A 16,141-nucleotide genomic window follows, 5' to 3' on the forward strand; every position below is an offset into this window, starting at 1 on the left:
CGTAGGAAAAAAACAGCCTAAATGACACAAAAAATTAAAATAGGTTAAAAACATCCTAGCCTTACTATAAAAATCAAAAAATGCATTTTCTAATTACAGCATTCTTTTTTAACTTTCAGAAATCTACAACAACTTTTCGAAGTTTCTTTGTATTAAATGTAAATGAAACTGGTCGGCGTCATAGAACTGTAAAAAATTGAAATCCATTGATAAACTCTTCCGTTGAGCAAGTTTGTTTATGAGTTCGTGCTAAAACGTCATTTTTTGATTTAAATGGCACAGTTTCTTTCGACTTATTTGGCGCGACACAAAAATAATGTTTATCAAATAGCTATTTTTCTGTCAAAAGTCACTAAAGATGGACGATTTTGTCATTCACAAGAAAAATTACCACACGTTTGGATACAAAGTCTCTGAATGATTTTTTTGTTATATGCAGAATGGATGTACTTAAGGACTTGCCTCAAATACATCCATTTAACATAGTCCTTTTTTAACAGAGATACTATTATTAATATCCCACTTGTTCAAGTTTGGATCAAACATTATGGATCCTTTGAGATTTCCAATATCAGCCAGCCCCGTTTTTGTTTATCTCTTACTATTTTTTTGTAAAAATTGCTCCATTCCCATAGGTGCATGACCCGTAATTTTTTCGAAGTCAGTCGTAACTTCACTTAACATTCCCAAAGCTCCACCCTGATACATAGAAGCTAATTCTTTTCCATCACCATCGCCCTTGTAAATTTCCACAAATTCATCTAAGGTGACTGGTTGATACCCAATATCTTTCCCTGTTACTTCACTCATTACACGACCCAGCTCTACCATAGAATAATTTTTTTCTTGACTCAATAGGTATATTTGTCCGTTGTCTCTTAAATGGGGCTGAATGGCTAATCTTGCTAATGCTTCTGCACTGTCATCCAAAGTAATAAAAGACAATTTTTCATACCCGATTGGATAAATAATATTTTTCCGCTCAATTAATTCTGGCAGATATGGAACCAGTGGGTCTGCGTATAATGAATTTTTGACAATGGCATAATCAAGGTCCAACCCTGCCAAACGTCTTGGAGCATAACCATAATACGGAGACATGGTGAAGGGATTGCTTTCCTGATCTGCAAAAAAACTAACAAAAATAACTTTCTTCACTTTTGACGTTTTCATTGCACTGAGCGTATTTTCCAGTTCCACCACTCGTTGAAGAACATCGTAGGTTTTACTTGGTACATAGATTAATAGATCAATTCCCTGCAAGGCCGTGGCCATATTGTTTACATCAGAATAATCTGCCTCTCGAACAGAAATACCTTGTTCTCTTAGCTTCTCTGCTTTTGATAATGTATGTACAAGTGCAAAAACATCCTCTACTCCTACTAACTTCACCAATTCCTTCACAATTCTACTACCTAAATTTCCTGTAGCTCCTGTTACTGCATAATTCAAGCTGCTCCCTCTTTTCCTTTATTCGTTGATGACGAAGCTATTTTGATAGATTGGTTTTGTTCCCAAATCAAAGACAGAAACCGTTCCTTTATAAACTTCAAATACACGCAAAATTTTCTTGCTTTCCTCCGTCTCATAAATTTCATTCATATACGCATTTTTATCAAAAATCTCATCCAGATATTTTGTCCCTACTTCTCTTACTTCTCCATTGACGGTTATCGAAACAGAAGACATTGAGTCCTCCCCTTTCATTCCAGTAATTGAAACATAAGGCTTTTCCAATAACTGAATATAAAAAGGTTTTGTCGTGGCAGTCAAAAAATAAAGTTTATTTTCTTTTACCAGCATAATATCAATCACACGAGACATCGGTTTTCCATCATTATCTACCGTCGAAAACACCGTAGAATGGATTTCCTCATTCAGAAACTGCAAATAATCTTCTATTTTCATCTGTTCATGCTTCATTTGGTTATCACTCCCGTTAGTATAGTTTATAAGCACACTGAATACTAATATTAGAGATAAAAGTGCAATGATCACATTCTTTTTCATTCTGTTGTATTCAGCCCTTCTACAAATTTACGATTTTTTCTAAAATTTGCCGGATATCTCCCTGCAGGTCAATTGTTTGTTCTTTGATTTCATCCGGTACTACCAGCTGCTCCTGATTAAAATAAACATAGGATGCCTTATCATTCTGATAGGTCATTTTCCAGAAAGGATACTTAATGATAACCGGTGTATTGTACCCCACTCCCAATTCGAGAAACAAAATCTCTTTCCCTTTGTTTTCTTCTAAAAAATTTTGGTAACGCTTCTGAGCTTGCTGCCAACCATTATCTTCAACAAAATACTGATCAACCCGAAGATCAACCGCAAATGGCTCTCCACATTTGGGACAGTGAGGAACCAGCCAACTCGGAATTTTAAAATCTTGTTGATACTCAACCATTTTATTGATGATTGATTCATTTTCATACGTTTTTTTATGGCAGGCTTTAGAACATTGAAATAATCCATAATCTCCTTGCGTATAAAATAGTCGTTCTTTATCAAATCCTGCTTTTTGAAATTGATGATCGACATTCGTAGTTATGACAAAATAATTATTCTTCTTTAGAAGTTTCAACAAGTCTTTATAAGGCTGCCCTATTTCTAGAGCATAGCGATTATAGTAAATGTGTTTACTCCAATAAGCCCAATATTCTTCCAAGGAATCAAAGGGGTAAAATCCAGCAGAGTACATATCTGAAAAATGATAGTGTGAAATGAAATCGTCAAACAGCTCTTCAAATCTCGGCCCTGAATATGTGATGCCTGCTGCTGCTGATAATCCTGATCCAGCACCGATAACTATTGCTTCAGCCGTACTTAACAAGTCAACCGTTTTAGCTAATTTTTTGTAGATAGTCATGATATAACTCCTTATCTGTATCGTTAAAAACATTAAAGATGACCTTTAAATGACTGGATTTTTCCTTGATAAATTTTTGTACAGTTGTTATGGCAATCTTCGCAGCCAAATCATTTGGAAATCTAAATTCTCCCGTTGAGATACAGCAAAAAGCTAACGTTTCCAGCCCCATTTCCTGTGCTTTAGCCAACACACTTTCATAACATTGGGCCAATTGCTCTTCATTTTTTTCAGTTACCACACCCGAAACGATCGGTCCTACCGTATGAAATACATAGTGTGCCGGCAGATTATAGCCAAATGTTACTTTTACTTTTCCTGTTTCTTCCGCTTCTTTTTGTTCCTCCATTAAATCAAAACAGGCCAATCGTAATTGAACACCGGCTGCTGAATGAATTGCATTATCAATGCAACGATGTAATGGGACAAAACAACCTAATAGTTGGTTATTTGCAGCATTCACAATTCCATCAACAGCCAATAATGTAATATCGCCTTGCCATAAAAATAAATTTTGCGAATAAGAGGAGCTATCAGATAACCTGAACACTTGTTTTGCCGATAGCTGTTTTTGCAAATAACTATTTTGAATAACTAGAAATTCCTCATCGATTGGTTCAGGAGCTCTGACATTCATCAAGCTACGAAATAAAGCTCTCTTATCATCAATCGAAACAGGTACAACTAAGTCTCTATATGACTGATTTTCTTCTATCAAATAATCAATCAACCATGACAACTGTTTCTCTTCTCCCATTTCCTATACCAACCTTTCATATTAAAATAAAAACTCCCCGAATTGCAGCTTATATAAGCAATGGGGAGTTTTATCGGTTTTTAGCTCAACAGCTCTCTCAATCCGGCTTCCAGACTTGTCAGAGGTTTACCTAATGCTTTTTCGAAGTCGTCAGAAATAACATCTAATTGATTATTTTTTATATCATATTGGAAGGACAGGAACATTTCTGCCACTGGTTGAGGCAGACCTCCAGCAACTAAATTGTCAATGAATCCCTGATCATCTGATTGCACAATGTCAAACTCTTTGCCAGTTGCTTTTCTCAATGATTCTGCTAGAACATCATAAGTTACAGGAGTTCCTGATAGCTCAAGAATGGAAGGATAATCAGTGCCTGAGACAGCTTTTGCGGCAACTTCAGCATACTCACGCTTTAATGCCCAACCCGTTTTGCCATTTTCTGCTGCATAGACAAATTTTCCGCCATTTAATGCAGCACCAACGATTGGCATTTCGTTTTCTAAATACCAGTTATTGCGTAAAAATGTATGAGTAATCCCTGCTTCTTCAATTAATTTCTCTGTAAAAATATGATCAGCTGCCAAAGGGCTTACTGCTTTATCCGCTCCTGCAAAACTAGTATATGCAATATAAGAAATCCCTGCTTCTTTTGCAGCTTTCACTACGTTGCCATGTTCTTCCTGACGATTGCCAGGTGCACCTGAAACAAATAATAATCGATCTATTCCCTGTAAGGCCTTTTTCATTGATTCTGCATCAGCATAGTCACCAATTCTCACATTAAAACCTGCTTCTTTCAATGCAGCCCCCTTTTCCTCACTGCGAACTAAAGCATAGATATCAGAAACCGGAACAAGTTCTTTCAAGAACTTTAAAGCATATCCACCAAATCCACCTGTTGCACCTGTAACTAAATAAGTCAATGAAACCACTCCTCTAATTTTAATTTATACAGAATTTAGCTGTACATTTATAATTTACACCTTTATAATAAACAGTATGGTAAGATAAGTCAAGAAAGAAATGTGAAAGGAAGAAAAAAATGAAGTACTCCATACAATTCAGTGATGCTATCCATATTTTGGCATATATTGAGATTTATAAAGATACCAGCTACCTATCAAGTGAGATGATAGCTAGTAGTGTAGAAACAAATCCAGCAAATGTTAGACGAATCATGAGCAACTTAAAAAAATCAAATCTAATTATTACTCAGACTGGAAAACCAAAACCTGCGCTTGCAAGAAATCCTAAAGAAATATCCCTGTTGGATATCTACAAAAGTATCGAAGGAAATACTAATCTGATACAAGTTGATCCGAAAACGAATCCAGATTGTATTATTGGAGCCAATATTCAAGCTGTTTTAGCAAACAATTATGAAACATTGCAAAAGAAAGTAGAAGCAGAAATGGCCAACATTACACTAGATACATTAATACATGATATTTCCGTACTTGAGCTTAAAAACAGACCGGAAAACAAGGAATTATTAAAAGAGTATTTGTAATTCCTTCACAAGTCAGCCGCGCCTGAGAAAAATCTTATAAATACTCTTAAAATAATCTTCCTATTTTGTTCTAAAGCTAAACAATAGTGATACTTTCCTTTAATCAAGAAACATGCTCTTCCTCGCTTTTATTTGCATGAGTCAGTAGTAAAAGATAATTAAAATCCTCTTTTTCTGACGTAGGTTAAGGTATAATCCACTGTTACTGACAATTTTGAATATAGACTATGTTCAAGCAAGGAAAGAATCATTTAGCCATGATTCATAAAAAAAAGCGTAATATTTTTCTTTTCAATTTTTTTTATTTACTATTAGATTCATAAAGTGAAGAAAAGAGTTGGTTTTATGAAAAGTAGAATAGAAGCTTCGAGTGATGCTGTGATTGCCATAGTCGTAACAATTTTGGTTTTGGAGTTCAAATCACCGGACAGTCCAGATATTCGTTTAGTGTTCGATGAATGGCAGAGCTTTTTAGTTTATGTGGTTAGTTTTCTGTTGATATTCATAACTTGGTATGATCACTATCTACTATTCAAACTATCAGAGAAGATGTCTAAGAAAATTTTTTGGAGCAATGGCATTTGGCTCTTTTTTCTATCTCTAATCCCTTTTACAACCTCTTTTGCTGGAAAATTCCCGACGTATCGAGGAGCGTCATTACTCTACCTGGCGAATACCTTTTTGTGGGTAGTTAGCTATATTTATTTGAGTTATGCATTAGCTGAGTCGAACCCTGTGAATGCAAAACGAATCAAAGCAATCGGTTTTTTGAATAAACAAGATTTCACTATTTTTGTTGGAGGCGGCTTGCTTTCATTCATCATTAGTTGGTATTTCCCTATTTTTACTTGGATTGTGCTATTTTTTGCTGGAATATTTACAATCGTTTTTAATCGTAACGGGCATGCAACGATTTAGTTTTTTTATTGACGAAAGCACATTTTTCATTTCGATAAATAGCATTTTTCCAAATTTGTAAATCGATCTATTGATAACAGAGTAAAGCAAGAGCTATTAAATTTGTATTAAAACATTTGAACCTAAGAGCACCCCCTAATTTGATTAGGTCGATGCTTTCATTTTAACGAGAGTGTTCTTTTTTATAGACAAGAACGGCAATGAATTCATTTTTTCTGAACGCATTGCCGTCTTCTATTTTTAACTCATGTCCCGAATGCTTTCAGAACATACAACAAAAAACCCCTTGATTTCTCAAGGGGTTCAATCTCATTCGATAATAATGAATTAACGACGGATTTCTTTGATACGAGCTGCTTTTCCGTGTAATGCACGTAGGTAGTACAATTTTGCACGACGTACTTTACCGTAGCGAACTACTTCGATTTGCGCAACACGTGGAGTGTGTAATGGGAATGTACGTTCCACACCTACACCGCCAGACATTTTACGTACTGTGTAAGTCTCGCTGATTCCAGCTCCGCGGCGTTTGATTACAACACCTTCAAAAATCTGGATACGTTCACGAGTACCTTCGACAACTTTCGCGTGAACACGTACTGTGTCCCCTGGGCGAAACGCTGGAATGTCAGAACGTAGTTGTTCCTTTGTTAATTCTTCGATCAATGGATTCATTTTATCCTTCTCCTTATACAAAACATTCTTATGAGCAATCTGTCACAGCGGAATATCGTAATAGATGAGCACTTTTGCACTCACCAAATCATTTTAGCACAGACCATTTTTACTGTAAAGGAAATTTTCTTTATATCCCAGATAAACCCTGCATTTATAGTATTTCCTATAATTATTATAATCATTTTTACATTATCTATGCATTTGACCTCATGAATGTCAGTGATAGCTAAAACGCAGACTACTCTCTCTCAGCCTATTCAAAGCTCCTAGCCTGCTTTAGCACATGTTCCTACTTCTACGATACAGTTTTGCGGGCACACCTCAATACAATTCCCGCAATTTGTACATAACTCTGGATCGATCACTGCCAATGAATCCTCCATTGTAATTGCTTCAACCGGACAGCTTCGAACACATTTATTGCAGGAAATACAGCCGACTTCGCAAAGCTTCTTGACCGCTCCGCCACGATCATGATTCGCACAGACAACAGCCGAGGTTTCTGCCGCTGGAAGCATACGAATCAGCAGTTTTGGACACGCTTCAATACACTTTAAGCAACCCACGCAGTTAGCTTCATCCACTATAGCGACGCCGTCTACAACATGAATTGCATCATACGCACAGACAGCAACACAATCGCCATAGCCCATACAGCCTGACTGACAACTGCTTGGACCGCCAAAGATCTGGCTGGCACCGTAGCAAGTCTCCGCCCCTGTATAATTCATTTTCTCTTTCGTATGGCTACAGGTTCCATTACAATGAACAAAGGCAGCGGTTCGGCGATACTCTCCAACAGCAGTGCCTAAAATTTCAGATAAACGCGTTTGGACATCGATTCCACCAGGTGTACACAGAGTGGCACCCGCTTCTTCACCAGCCATCGCTTTTGCATACCCATCACAGCCTGTAAATCCACAGGCCCCACAGTTGATGCCTGGAAGAATTTCTCTCAACGCCTCTTCTTTCTTATCTGCAGGCTTATCAAAGATAATCGTAGCGATCGACAAGCCCACTCCTGAAATCAACCCTATTCCTGACACAATAAGGATAGGTGCAATAATACTTTCTAGCATAGTCTTCCCTCTCTCTACTAATTGAACAGTCCTTCTGCCAGACCGGCAAAACCAAGGAAGGACAGAGAAACAATGGCAGCGGAAACAAGTGTGATCGGCATCCCTTTTAAGGCTTCTGGAATATCATTTCCTTCCAATCGTTGTCGGACACCGGCAAAGATGACCATTGCGAGCAAAAAGCCTAAGCCACCCGCAAAAGCGTTAACGATTGCTTGTAAAAAGGTATAATTCTTTGCATGATGAAGCAATGTGACACCTAACACCGCGCAGTTTGTTGTAATCAACGGTAAGTATATGCCTAACGCATTATAAAGTGATTCCATGTAGCGTTTCAGCAAAATTTCCACTAGCTGAACAAGAGCAGCTATTCCTAAAATAAAGACGATCGTCTGCAAGTAATCCAATCCCATAGGAACGAGTATCCATGTATAAATTGGATAAGTGACTAATGTCGAAATGACCATCACAAAGGTCACGGCTAAAGACATCCCTACCGCTGTATCCAACTTCTTAGAAACACCAAGGAATGGACAGATACCCAAAAACTGTGCCAAAACAAAATTATCTGTTAAAATACCAGCGACTAAGATTGTCAGCATCATCTGCATTAGCGTTCTCCCCCTTCCTCTTCAATTTCACATGAGTCAACGCTTGGACAAGCCTCTGCAATAGGGCAAGCTGAGCAATCCAACTCTCTCCCTTTTTGTTCACCAAGCTTATTAACGAGCATGATCAACATTCCGAACACAAAAAACCCGCCAGGTGGCAACAGCATCACCGTCATTGGGGTGATAAAGTTAGACGTAACGGCAAACCCAAGTATCGTCCCACTGCCAAGCAACTCGCGAATCCCGCCCATGAGCAGCAATGCAGAAGTAAAACCGACACCCATACCCAAGCCATCTAAAGCCGAATGCACGACTGTATTATTTTTTGCGAAAGCTTCTGCCCGACCTAGAATGATACAATTTACAACAATCAATGGTAAATAAATACCCAAGGTCGCATCCAAAGCGGGGGCCAACGCTTTGATCAGCAGCTGAACAACCGTTACAAAACCAGCAATAATCGTGATAAATGCCGGAATCCGCACACGGTCAGGAATGACTTTTCGCAAGGAAGAAATCACCACATTTGAGCCTAACAAAACAACGGTCGCAGCAATCCCCATCCCTAAGCCATTCATAGCGGAAGTCGTTACTGCTAATGCCGGACAAGTACCTAAAACCAGCTTTAATACGGGATTTTCTTGAATAATTCCTTTAGTAAAAATAGGTAGTAATTTTGGTTTTTCCAACAGATTTCCCTCACTTTCTCATTACTCCACTGAATCGATATAGGTTCGATATAAGTTCATGGCCTCGCTTACTGCGTCTGCCACTGCTGTCGAAGACTTTGTTGCCCCGGTTACTGCTTCAATCTCATTCTTTGACCTAGCTGCTGTTTTCGTGACTATCGGTGGTTCTGTCACACCTTTGAACTGCTTGCTAAAGGAAGGCTCTGCCACATTCTGTCCTAATCCGGGTGTCTCACTCGAACAGTCCAAAATCTCAACACCTACGACTTGCTCCTCCGAAATACCGCTCATTACGCTGATCATGCTTCCATAACCATACGCTTCTGTAACAAAGATATAGCCCAATGTTTTACCACTTTCATCTAGTGCAAGATACGCTTGCTCTCCCTCTTCTACAGGTAATTCCTCGTAGGTGTCTGCTTTGATGATCCGACTCATGGATTCCTGTTGCTTCAGCCATTCCTGTTCTGCAATCTTATCTTTGAAAGCAGCCCTTGTTCCCGAAACAGTTAGTGTCACGACAAAGCAGATGATCAGCAAACAAACTGTACCTGAAATCACGGCTCGACTATTTGACTGTTTCATTTACATCCCCTCGCTTTTCCCCAAATGCTTTTGGTATCGTCAAGGTATCAATGTGTGGTACTAAAATATTCATCAGTAAAATGGCATACGAAACACCTTCCGGCAAAGAAGCATAAAAACGAATGAGAACGGTGATCAAGCCACAGCCGACAGAGAAAATGATTTTGCCCTTCGTCGTAATTGGCGACGTTGTGTAATCGGTCGCCATGAAAATAGCTCCTAAAAGTAGCCCACCGGACAATATTTGATACACTGGATCACCACCGAGAATAAAGCTCAATACTGCAACTGTTCCGATGAAGCATAACGGAATCAAAGGGGTAATTACTTTTCTGAAAATCAAATATAAACCACCTAAAATGAGAGCAATGGCACAAGTTTCCCCCAGACTTCCTGTTCGAATTCCTAAAAACATATCTGTGATAGAAGGAAGCTTTCCTTCTGCTGCATCGGCAAAATAAGTAGCTGCAGATATGGCGTCCGTTGAATCAGCTAAATAGTAAAAAGGTTCCTTCCAGACATTCATCTGAGAGGCAAAAGACATGAGTAAAACGATTCTTGCTGTGATTGCCGGATTAACAAAATTTTGCCCGACACCACCAAAGAATTGCTTCACAATAATAATAGCAATAGCTCCGCCTAACGCAGCCATCCAAAAAGGCAACGTCACAGACAAGTTCAAGGCCAACAAAATGCCAGTGACAACAGCTGTCAAATCACCAATGCTTTGCGGTCGTTTCAGTAACCGTCGAAATACATATTCACTTAGAACACAAGAAAGAGTTGTCACGACAATTAGAAAGATCGCTCTGAAACCAAAAATAATTCCTGAAGCAATAATTGCAGGAACCAATGCAATGATCACATCTAGCATGATGCTCCTACTCGTTCGGCCACTATGAAGGTGAGGAGAAACCGAAACCTTTAGCATTTCTGTCGATTGATTCATTTTCCAGTTCTCCCTTCCAACATTTTTCCTTGCTTCATGTATTGTACTAATTTTCGACCGGATGGACAGACAAAAGAACAACATCCGCATTCCATACAAGCTGAAGCATTCAATTTTTTCAACATCTCCTTGTCCTCCATTTTTACCGCTCGCTCTATTTGAAGCGGCAATAAGGACATAGGACAAGCAGTCACACAACGTCCACAACGAATACAAGGAGATTCTTCCGGCAGTGCATGACTTTCGCCTAATGCAATCAACGCATTGTTTTGTTTGGTGATAGGAATATCTAAGGTGTACTGAGCAATCCCCATCATAGGACCTCCTAAAATAAGCTTGTCAGGAGTCTGAGAAAAACCGTCACAAAAATCAACGATATCCTTAAGTGAAGTACCTAATGGAACAGAAACATTCTGAGGAGAAACAAAGCAGTCGCCTGCTACAGTGATTCTTTTTCGGGTCAATGGCATGCCTGTTTCTAAATAATGCTCAAGTAGAGAAACCGTAGAGACATTCAATACAAGACAGCCTGCCTGTGCAGGAAGCTTACCCTTTCCTACTTTCCTACCTGTTGTTGCATAGATCAGCATCTTCTCAGCACCTTGAGGGTATTTCGTTGGAAGTGTCATTATCTCGATTTGTGCGGATGTATCTGATCTATTTTCCAAACACGCACGAATTACTTTTACTGCCTCTGGTTTATTTTCTTCAATTCCAATAATTGCTTTTTCAATGCCTAAATATTTCATGACTGTTTCTATACCGGCAAGAATACGCGCTGGAAATTCGATCATTTCCCGATAATCAGAGGTAATATACGGTTCGCATTCTGCGCCATTGATCACTAGCCGATCAATTGGATGGTTTTCTTTGTTTGCTAGCTTTACATGCAATGGAAAGCCAGCTCCACCAATTCCGACCAAACCACTATCATAAGCAGCTTGCAGCAGCTCATCCTTGCTCGTTACAGCAATCGGCTTTAAGTCTGGATCCGGGGTATTCATGTCATCATTCTCAATATGAATGGCTTCACACATCTTTCCGTTTGACAGTAAAATGGGCTTTATATTTTTTACTTTACCAGAAACCGAAGCATGGATCGGTGCTGATACATAAGCAGTGGATCGTCCAATCACTTGACCAACCTTAACTAGATCCTTTTTTTTGACTATCGGTTGACACGCCCCACCAATGTGTTGTTGCATGGGAATGATGACCATAGAAGGTTCATTAATGATAGCGGTTACATTATCAGCCGTATCTTTTTTATGGGAAAGACTAATCCCTCCTCGAAACTTTGCAAACACTTGAACAATTTTACTCACATTCAAACCTCCTTAGTTGATAAAAAAAGAGTCAACGACCTAAAGATTGTGAAAATATTTTTTTAGTTTAAAATTTTATAATTATTACATGTCCCATTCACCTATTGAAAAATAATAATCAAACCAATTAAACCCTCTATTTCATTATACTTTTCTATTCTTAATTAAACAATAATATTTTCAATAAAATACATCAAAAACTGAAAACTCATGAGCAAACATAAAAATTATTTTCACAATCTATAGTTAGTATCATTAATTGAATCACAAAAAAAGTTTGACGAATCACTTACTGGATTAACAGTGATAAGCATCCATCAAACTGGTATTATTTTATCAAAACTTATTAAGTTGATTTATTCTATCAAAAAATCTAGCCATTTTTTGAACTACTTATAATCAGATAGTCAATGAGTATCGAACTACCCTTTCAACAAAAGAAAAATCAATAGGATTGCGCCAATCGTTTGAAAGGCTCCTACAGAAAGACCATAAATCATGAATTTCGATCCTTCCTTCAAGAATTTTTTTAAGTTCAAGCGCAATCCGATGGCCGCCAGTGCCGTTACTTCACACCAACCACTGATAAAGTGAGCAGATTCTGATAAAAATTCTGGAATGTGAAAGAGGCTATTCACAATACAAACAATTAGAAAGCCTGTGACATACCATGGTAAGCTTTTCTTTTTAGCAGTACGACCAACTGTAGCTTCATGCGTAGTTTTAGTTCGAGAGACCATTTTTTCAAAAATAAAGACAACAACGACCAATAGTAGAATACGCATAATCTTAAATAGCATGGCGAATTGAACAACCGTTTCATCTAACAGACTTGCCCCCGCGACAACCTGCCCAACAGATTGCAATGTTCCACCAAGTAACGCACTTTTAGCAATAAGATCTGTTTCAAATAAGGCCAGTCCAATAAACGGCAAGGTCAACATCATGATTGTTCCCAGCAAATTGACTAGCGTAATAATCTGTCCTTTTTCCTCATCCTTCGCACCAATAACTGGTGCAATCGAAGCAATCGCCGAAGAACCACAGACAGCATTCCCACCGGCCATCATTAATGCCATTGATTGGTTAAAGCCCAGATGTTTTCCCATCCTGTAAGTAAACAAGATAGTACCTGACATCAGGATGACAATAAAAATTGCTCCTTTGAGGCCCATCTCAGCAACGGTTTGAAAGGTCACCGTCGCACCTAATAATACGACTGAGATTTCCAACAGCCTACTCTCAGAAAATTTCGTTCCTTTCTCAAATCGTTCTTGATGTCCCATCGCATTTCCTAAAACGATCCCTAAAAGAATCGCTATCGTCGCGCCACCTAGTTGAGGCAAAAAAATAGCCAGCCCTTTACTGATCAAAGCAACAAAAAAAGATAAACTCACTCCCGAAACAAATGAATTTTTAGTAATAGATTCAAACAATTGACGAAGCTTCACTTTATTTCCCCCTTCTACTGTATAAAAATCGTTCACTACTTGATTCATCTAATCACCTGTCTATCCCACGATGAATCGAACGATCACTTATTTACTTTGCTTCACACAAGCTATTATACACCTCACTTTTCATTCTTTTTATTTATTGTTATGATAGTTAATATTAAAAAAACAGATGGAAGTGATTTCTTTGTTTAAATTACTGGAAACATTTAAAACAGTTTATGAGACACTAAATTTTTCAGAGGCGGCAGAAATTCTTTTCGTTTCTCAACCTACAGTATCTGCTCAGATCAAGCAACTGGAAAATGAGTTGGAAACCTCGCTTTTTTCAAGAAACGGAAAAAAGAAAATCATTCCTACCCCTCAAGCTGAACTACTGTATAAGCAGTCCTTAAACATTCTTGAAGAATGGGAGACAACAAAACAGCTAGTTGTGAATCAAGCAACTTTTAAGGAAACAGTAAAAATTGCTGCTTCACTGACCTTTGGAATGAAAATTTTGCCGGAACTTCTTAAGGAGCTGCTGGCTATCTTTCCAATGATCGACTTCAAAGTGACGCTCTGCAATTCACTGGACGTACTGAATGCCATGAACAAGCATGAGGCTGATCTTGGTTTTATTGAAATGCCTCTGCAAACAGGTACTCTAAAACGGACAACCTTAATGTCAGATGTGCTTGTGGCTGCGGGAGACCCAAATGAAGAGTTATGGTTGATTCGAGAATCGACATCGGGTGTCTATCATTACACAAAACGTTACTTTGAAGAAAATAATATTACCGGACCGTTTTTAGAAATCAACAGCAATGAATTGATTTCGAAGCTGCTGCGAATGGGGATCGGTCGCTCAATCATTTCAGCTTTAGAAACAGACGGCCTCCATACTGAGCCGTTAACGGAAAATTATGAACGGAACTTCTATCTTCTTGAAAGAGATGCCCATGAATCAGAAACCATTGCTCAATGCGCTCGTTTCATCACACGGTGGGTTAACCAAAAATATAACGACTGATTTCTCTTCAAAAGCAAAATCAGAATCATTTGGGAACCTGAAGATCGTGATTTTTCTTAAGTGGTAAAAAGTGTGTCTATTCGCAAACAGCTGCTTTAAAAGCACCGTATATTCAGTTTCAAGACTCTGGGACCAACTTGTGTCAGCGTTTCATGCTCGTTGATTTCACAGCATTAGAAATTTCCTATATACATCAGCTTCAACATGATTTTTTTGACTTATGAACGTAAAAAGTGTGTGGGACATAACTCAATCCCACACACCTCTATACATCTAAAACCGAATAAACGGTGGGACAGAAGCAACTTCTTCGACAATAAGTCAAAATTCAACAAAAATTTGTGATGCAATTTTCGTGAATTCCGCCTTATTGCTTGAAGCTGAACACTTCTGTCCCAACCTCAAAACAGTCATGCTCTTTTAGAGACACTCCTATTTAGGCTTCTTCTCTTTTTATTTCATCCAACATCTTCTTCATTTGATCTGTCAGTTCTAATTTCTCAAGCATATCAGGTCTTCGTAAATAGGTCCGACGAAGCGATTCCTTTAACTGCCATTCTTCGATCAGCTTATGATTGCCATTCATCAGTACTTCCGGCACCATCATCCCGTTAAACTCAGCAGGGCGTGTATACTGTGGATGTTCCAACAACCCAGTAGAGTGAGAATCCGTCTGGGCAGAAAGATTGTTTCCTAACACCTCAGGCAATAAACGAACCGTAGCATCCACCATGACCATCGCTCCCAACTCACCGCCAGTCAGCACGTAATCTCCTAATGACACTTCATCAGTCACCAACTGTCGAATTCGTTCATCATAGCCCTCGTAATGCCCACAAATGAACACTAAGTGTTCTTCTTTTGAAAACTCCTCTGCCATCCTTTGATCAAACTGTTTCCCGGCAGGGTCTAACAGAATCACGCGTTTCTTTGTTTCAGGCGCTTGCTTCTCGATTGCTTCCATTGCCGAAAAAATCGGCTGTGCTTTCAATAACATCCCCGCACCGCCGCCATATGGATAATCATCGACTGTTTGATGCTTATTATCTGAGTAATCTCGAAAATTATATACCTGAATAGCCAACAGTTCTTTTTCAACTGCTTTTCCTATGATCGATTCCCCAAGAGGTCCTTCAAACATTCTTGGAAACAACGTCAGAATGTCAATCTTCATCGTCAATCAATCCTTCTGGAATTTCTACAATAACCTGTTCGTTCGTCAAGTCAACTTTCTTGATCACTGATTCAATATATGGAAGCAGCACGTCTTTCTTCTTAACTCGTTGAACGACCCAGACATCGTTGGCACCAGGTGAGAGAATTTCTTTTATTTTCCCTAGCTCATTTCCCTCTTCATCAACGACCTTCAAGCCAATGATTTCATGATAATAGAACTCATTATTTTTAAGCGAGCCAACCTGATCCTTCTCAATTTTCAAGATGCCGTCACGGTATTTTTCAACATCATTGATGTTCGGATGCTCTTCAAAGCTTACAATATCGAAATTTTTATGCTTTCTATGACTTTTTATCACAAGCTGATTTGGCTGTTTTCCATCCTGAAACAGGGTCAGTACAGAACCCTTTTTGTAACGAAGCTCCGGAAAATCTGTTTGAGAGATGACCCGTACTTCCCCCTTGAGCCCTTGAGTGTTAACAATTTTTCCTACATTTAAATATTCAACCATGTAAAGACCTCATT

At 38.6% G+C, this 16,141-nt stretch carries 18 protein-coding genes; 3 read left to right on the forward strand and 15 right to left on the reverse strand.

The window, feature by feature from the left end; all coding sequences use genetic code 11:
* Positions 1-591: 591 nt before the first annotated feature.
* From A5888_RS03455 to A5888_RS03475, 5 genes are all read right to left on the reverse strand, one after another.
* Positions 592-1,452: an NAD(P)H-binding protein gene (locus A5888_RS03455; RefSeq protein WP_086347842.1), complete on the reverse strand. Its 861-nt coding sequence runs from the start codon at positions 1,450-1,452 to the stop codon at positions 592-594.
* Positions 1,453-1,470: 18 nt separating this feature from the next.
* Complete coding sequence (locus A5888_RS03460; protein ID WP_086347843.1) at positions 1,471-1,923, reverse strand: pyridoxamine 5'-phosphate oxidase family protein; 453 nt, start codon at positions 1,921-1,923, stop codon at positions 1,471-1,473.
* A 106-nt stretch (positions 1,924-2,029) separates the two neighbouring features.
* A complete protein-coding gene (locus A5888_RS03465; protein WP_086347844.1) occupies positions 2,030-2,872 on the reverse strand; it encodes an SIR2 family NAD-dependent protein deacylase in 843 nt (280 codons plus the stop codon).
* Positions 2,847-3,629 (reverse strand): protein-ADP-ribose hydrolase, encoded by a 783-nt coding sequence (locus A5888_RS03470; RefSeq protein WP_339101916.1) that lies wholly within the window; start codon positions 3,627-3,629, stop codon positions 2,847-2,849. Before A5888_RS03470 ends, A5888_RS03465 begins: the two co-directional genes overlap by 26 nt.
* An 80-nt stretch (positions 3,630-3,709) precedes the next feature.
* On the reverse strand, positions 3,710-4,555 hold the full coding sequence (locus A5888_RS03475) for an SDR family oxidoreductase (protein WP_339101917.1): 846 nt from the start codon (positions 4,553-4,555) through the stop codon (positions 3,710-3,712).
* A gap of 119 nt (positions 4,556-4,674) precedes the next feature.
* Between A5888_RS03475 and A5888_RS03480 the strand changes: the two genes are divergently transcribed.
* On the forward strand, positions 4,675-5,142 hold the full coding sequence (locus tag A5888_RS03480; protein WP_339101918.1) for an Rrf2 family transcriptional regulator: 468 nt from the start codon (positions 4,675-4,677) through the stop codon (positions 5,140-5,142).
* Positions 5,143-5,487: 345 nt separating this feature from the next.
* Positions 5,488-6,060, forward strand: a complete 573-nt coding sequence (locus A5888_RS03485; RefSeq protein WP_339101919.1) for a TMEM175 family protein — start codon at positions 5,488-5,490, stop codon at positions 6,058-6,060.
* A gap of 327 nt (positions 6,061-6,387) precedes the next feature.
* On the opposite strand, the gene rplS is transcribed toward A5888_RS03485, so the two are convergent.
* The 8 genes from rplS to A5888_RS03525 all read right to left on the reverse strand — a co-directional run bounded on the left by rplS (position 6,388) and on the right by A5888_RS03525 (position 13,472).
* Positions 6,388-6,735 (reverse strand): 50S ribosomal protein L19, encoded by a 348-nt coding sequence (gene rplS / locus A5888_RS03490; protein ID WP_086347846.1) that lies wholly within the window; start codon positions 6,733-6,735, stop codon positions 6,388-6,390.
* A gap of 269 nt (positions 6,736-7,004) precedes the next feature.
* On the reverse strand, positions 7,005-7,817 hold the full coding sequence (locus A5888_RS03495) for an RnfABCDGE type electron transport complex subunit B (protein WP_086347847.1): 813 nt from the start codon (positions 7,815-7,817) through the stop codon (positions 7,005-7,007).
* A gap of 17 nt (positions 7,818-7,834) precedes the next feature.
* Positions 7,835-8,425 (reverse strand): electron transport complex protein RnfA, encoded by a 591-nt coding sequence (locus A5888_RS03500; RefSeq protein WP_086347848.1) that lies wholly within the window; start codon positions 8,423-8,425, stop codon positions 7,835-7,837.
* Positions 8,425-9,114 carry an electron transport complex subunit RsxE gene (rsxE, locus tag A5888_RS03505; protein ID WP_086347849.1) on the reverse strand — a complete coding sequence of 230 codons (690 nt, stop codon included), beginning with the start codon at positions 9,112-9,114 and terminating at the stop codon, positions 8,425-8,427. The genes A5888_RS03500 and rsxE overlap by 1 nt, the downstream gene beginning before the upstream one ends.
* A gap of 21 nt (positions 9,115-9,135) precedes the next feature.
* Complete coding sequence (locus A5888_RS03510) at positions 9,136-9,699, reverse strand: FMN-binding protein (protein ID WP_086347850.1); 564 nt, start codon at positions 9,697-9,699, stop codon at positions 9,136-9,138.
* A complete protein-coding gene (locus tag A5888_RS03515; protein ID WP_249274410.1) occupies positions 9,683-10,648 on the reverse strand; it encodes an RnfABCDGE type electron transport complex subunit D in 966 nt (321 codons plus the stop codon). Before A5888_RS03515 ends, A5888_RS03510 begins: the two co-directional genes overlap by 17 nt.
* Entirely contained in the window at positions 10,645-11,973 is a 1,329-nt protein-coding gene (gene rsxC, locus A5888_RS03520; protein ID WP_212647166.1) for an electron transport complex subunit RsxC, read from the reverse strand. Before rsxC ends, A5888_RS03515 begins: the two co-directional genes overlap by 4 nt.
* Before the next feature lie 422 nt (positions 11,974-12,395).
* Positions 12,396-13,472, reverse strand: a complete 1,077-nt coding sequence (locus A5888_RS03525) for a YeiH family protein (RefSeq protein WP_086347851.1) — start codon at positions 13,470-13,472, stop codon at positions 12,396-12,398.
* 133 nt (positions 13,473-13,605) lie between these two features.
* Here A5888_RS03525 and A5888_RS03530 point away from each other — a divergent pair, with 133 nt between their 5' ends.
* The gene (locus A5888_RS03530) at positions 13,606-14,439 is read left to right on the forward strand and encodes a LysR family transcriptional regulator (RefSeq protein ID WP_249274437.1); all 834 of its coding nucleotides are present in this window, start codon (positions 13,606-13,608) and stop codon (positions 14,437-14,439) included.
* Positions 14,440-14,875: 436 nt separating this feature from the next.
* Here A5888_RS03530 and trmD read toward each other — a convergent pair whose 3' ends face one another.
* Together trmD and rimM are read right to left on the reverse strand one after the other, a co-directional pair.
* Positions 14,876-15,613, reverse strand: coding sequence for a tRNA (guanosine(37)-N1)-methyltransferase TrmD (gene trmD, locus A5888_RS03535; RefSeq protein ID WP_086347853.1), 738 nt, complete (start codon positions 15,611-15,613; stop codon positions 14,876-14,878).
* Complete coding sequence (gene rimM / locus A5888_RS03540) at positions 15,603-16,127, reverse strand: ribosome maturation factor RimM (RefSeq protein ID WP_086347854.1); 525 nt, start codon at positions 16,125-16,127, stop codon at positions 15,603-15,605. The genes trmD and rimM overlap by 11 nt, the downstream gene beginning before the upstream one ends.
* Between the last annotated feature and the right edge of the window lie 14 nt (positions 16,128-16,141).

It is taken from the genome of Enterococcus sp. 9E7_DIV0242, assembly GCF_002140975.2.
In the GTDB taxonomy this organism is placed as follows: Bacteria; Bacillota; Bacilli; order Lactobacillales; family Enterococcaceae; genus Enterococcus_L; species Enterococcus_L clewellii.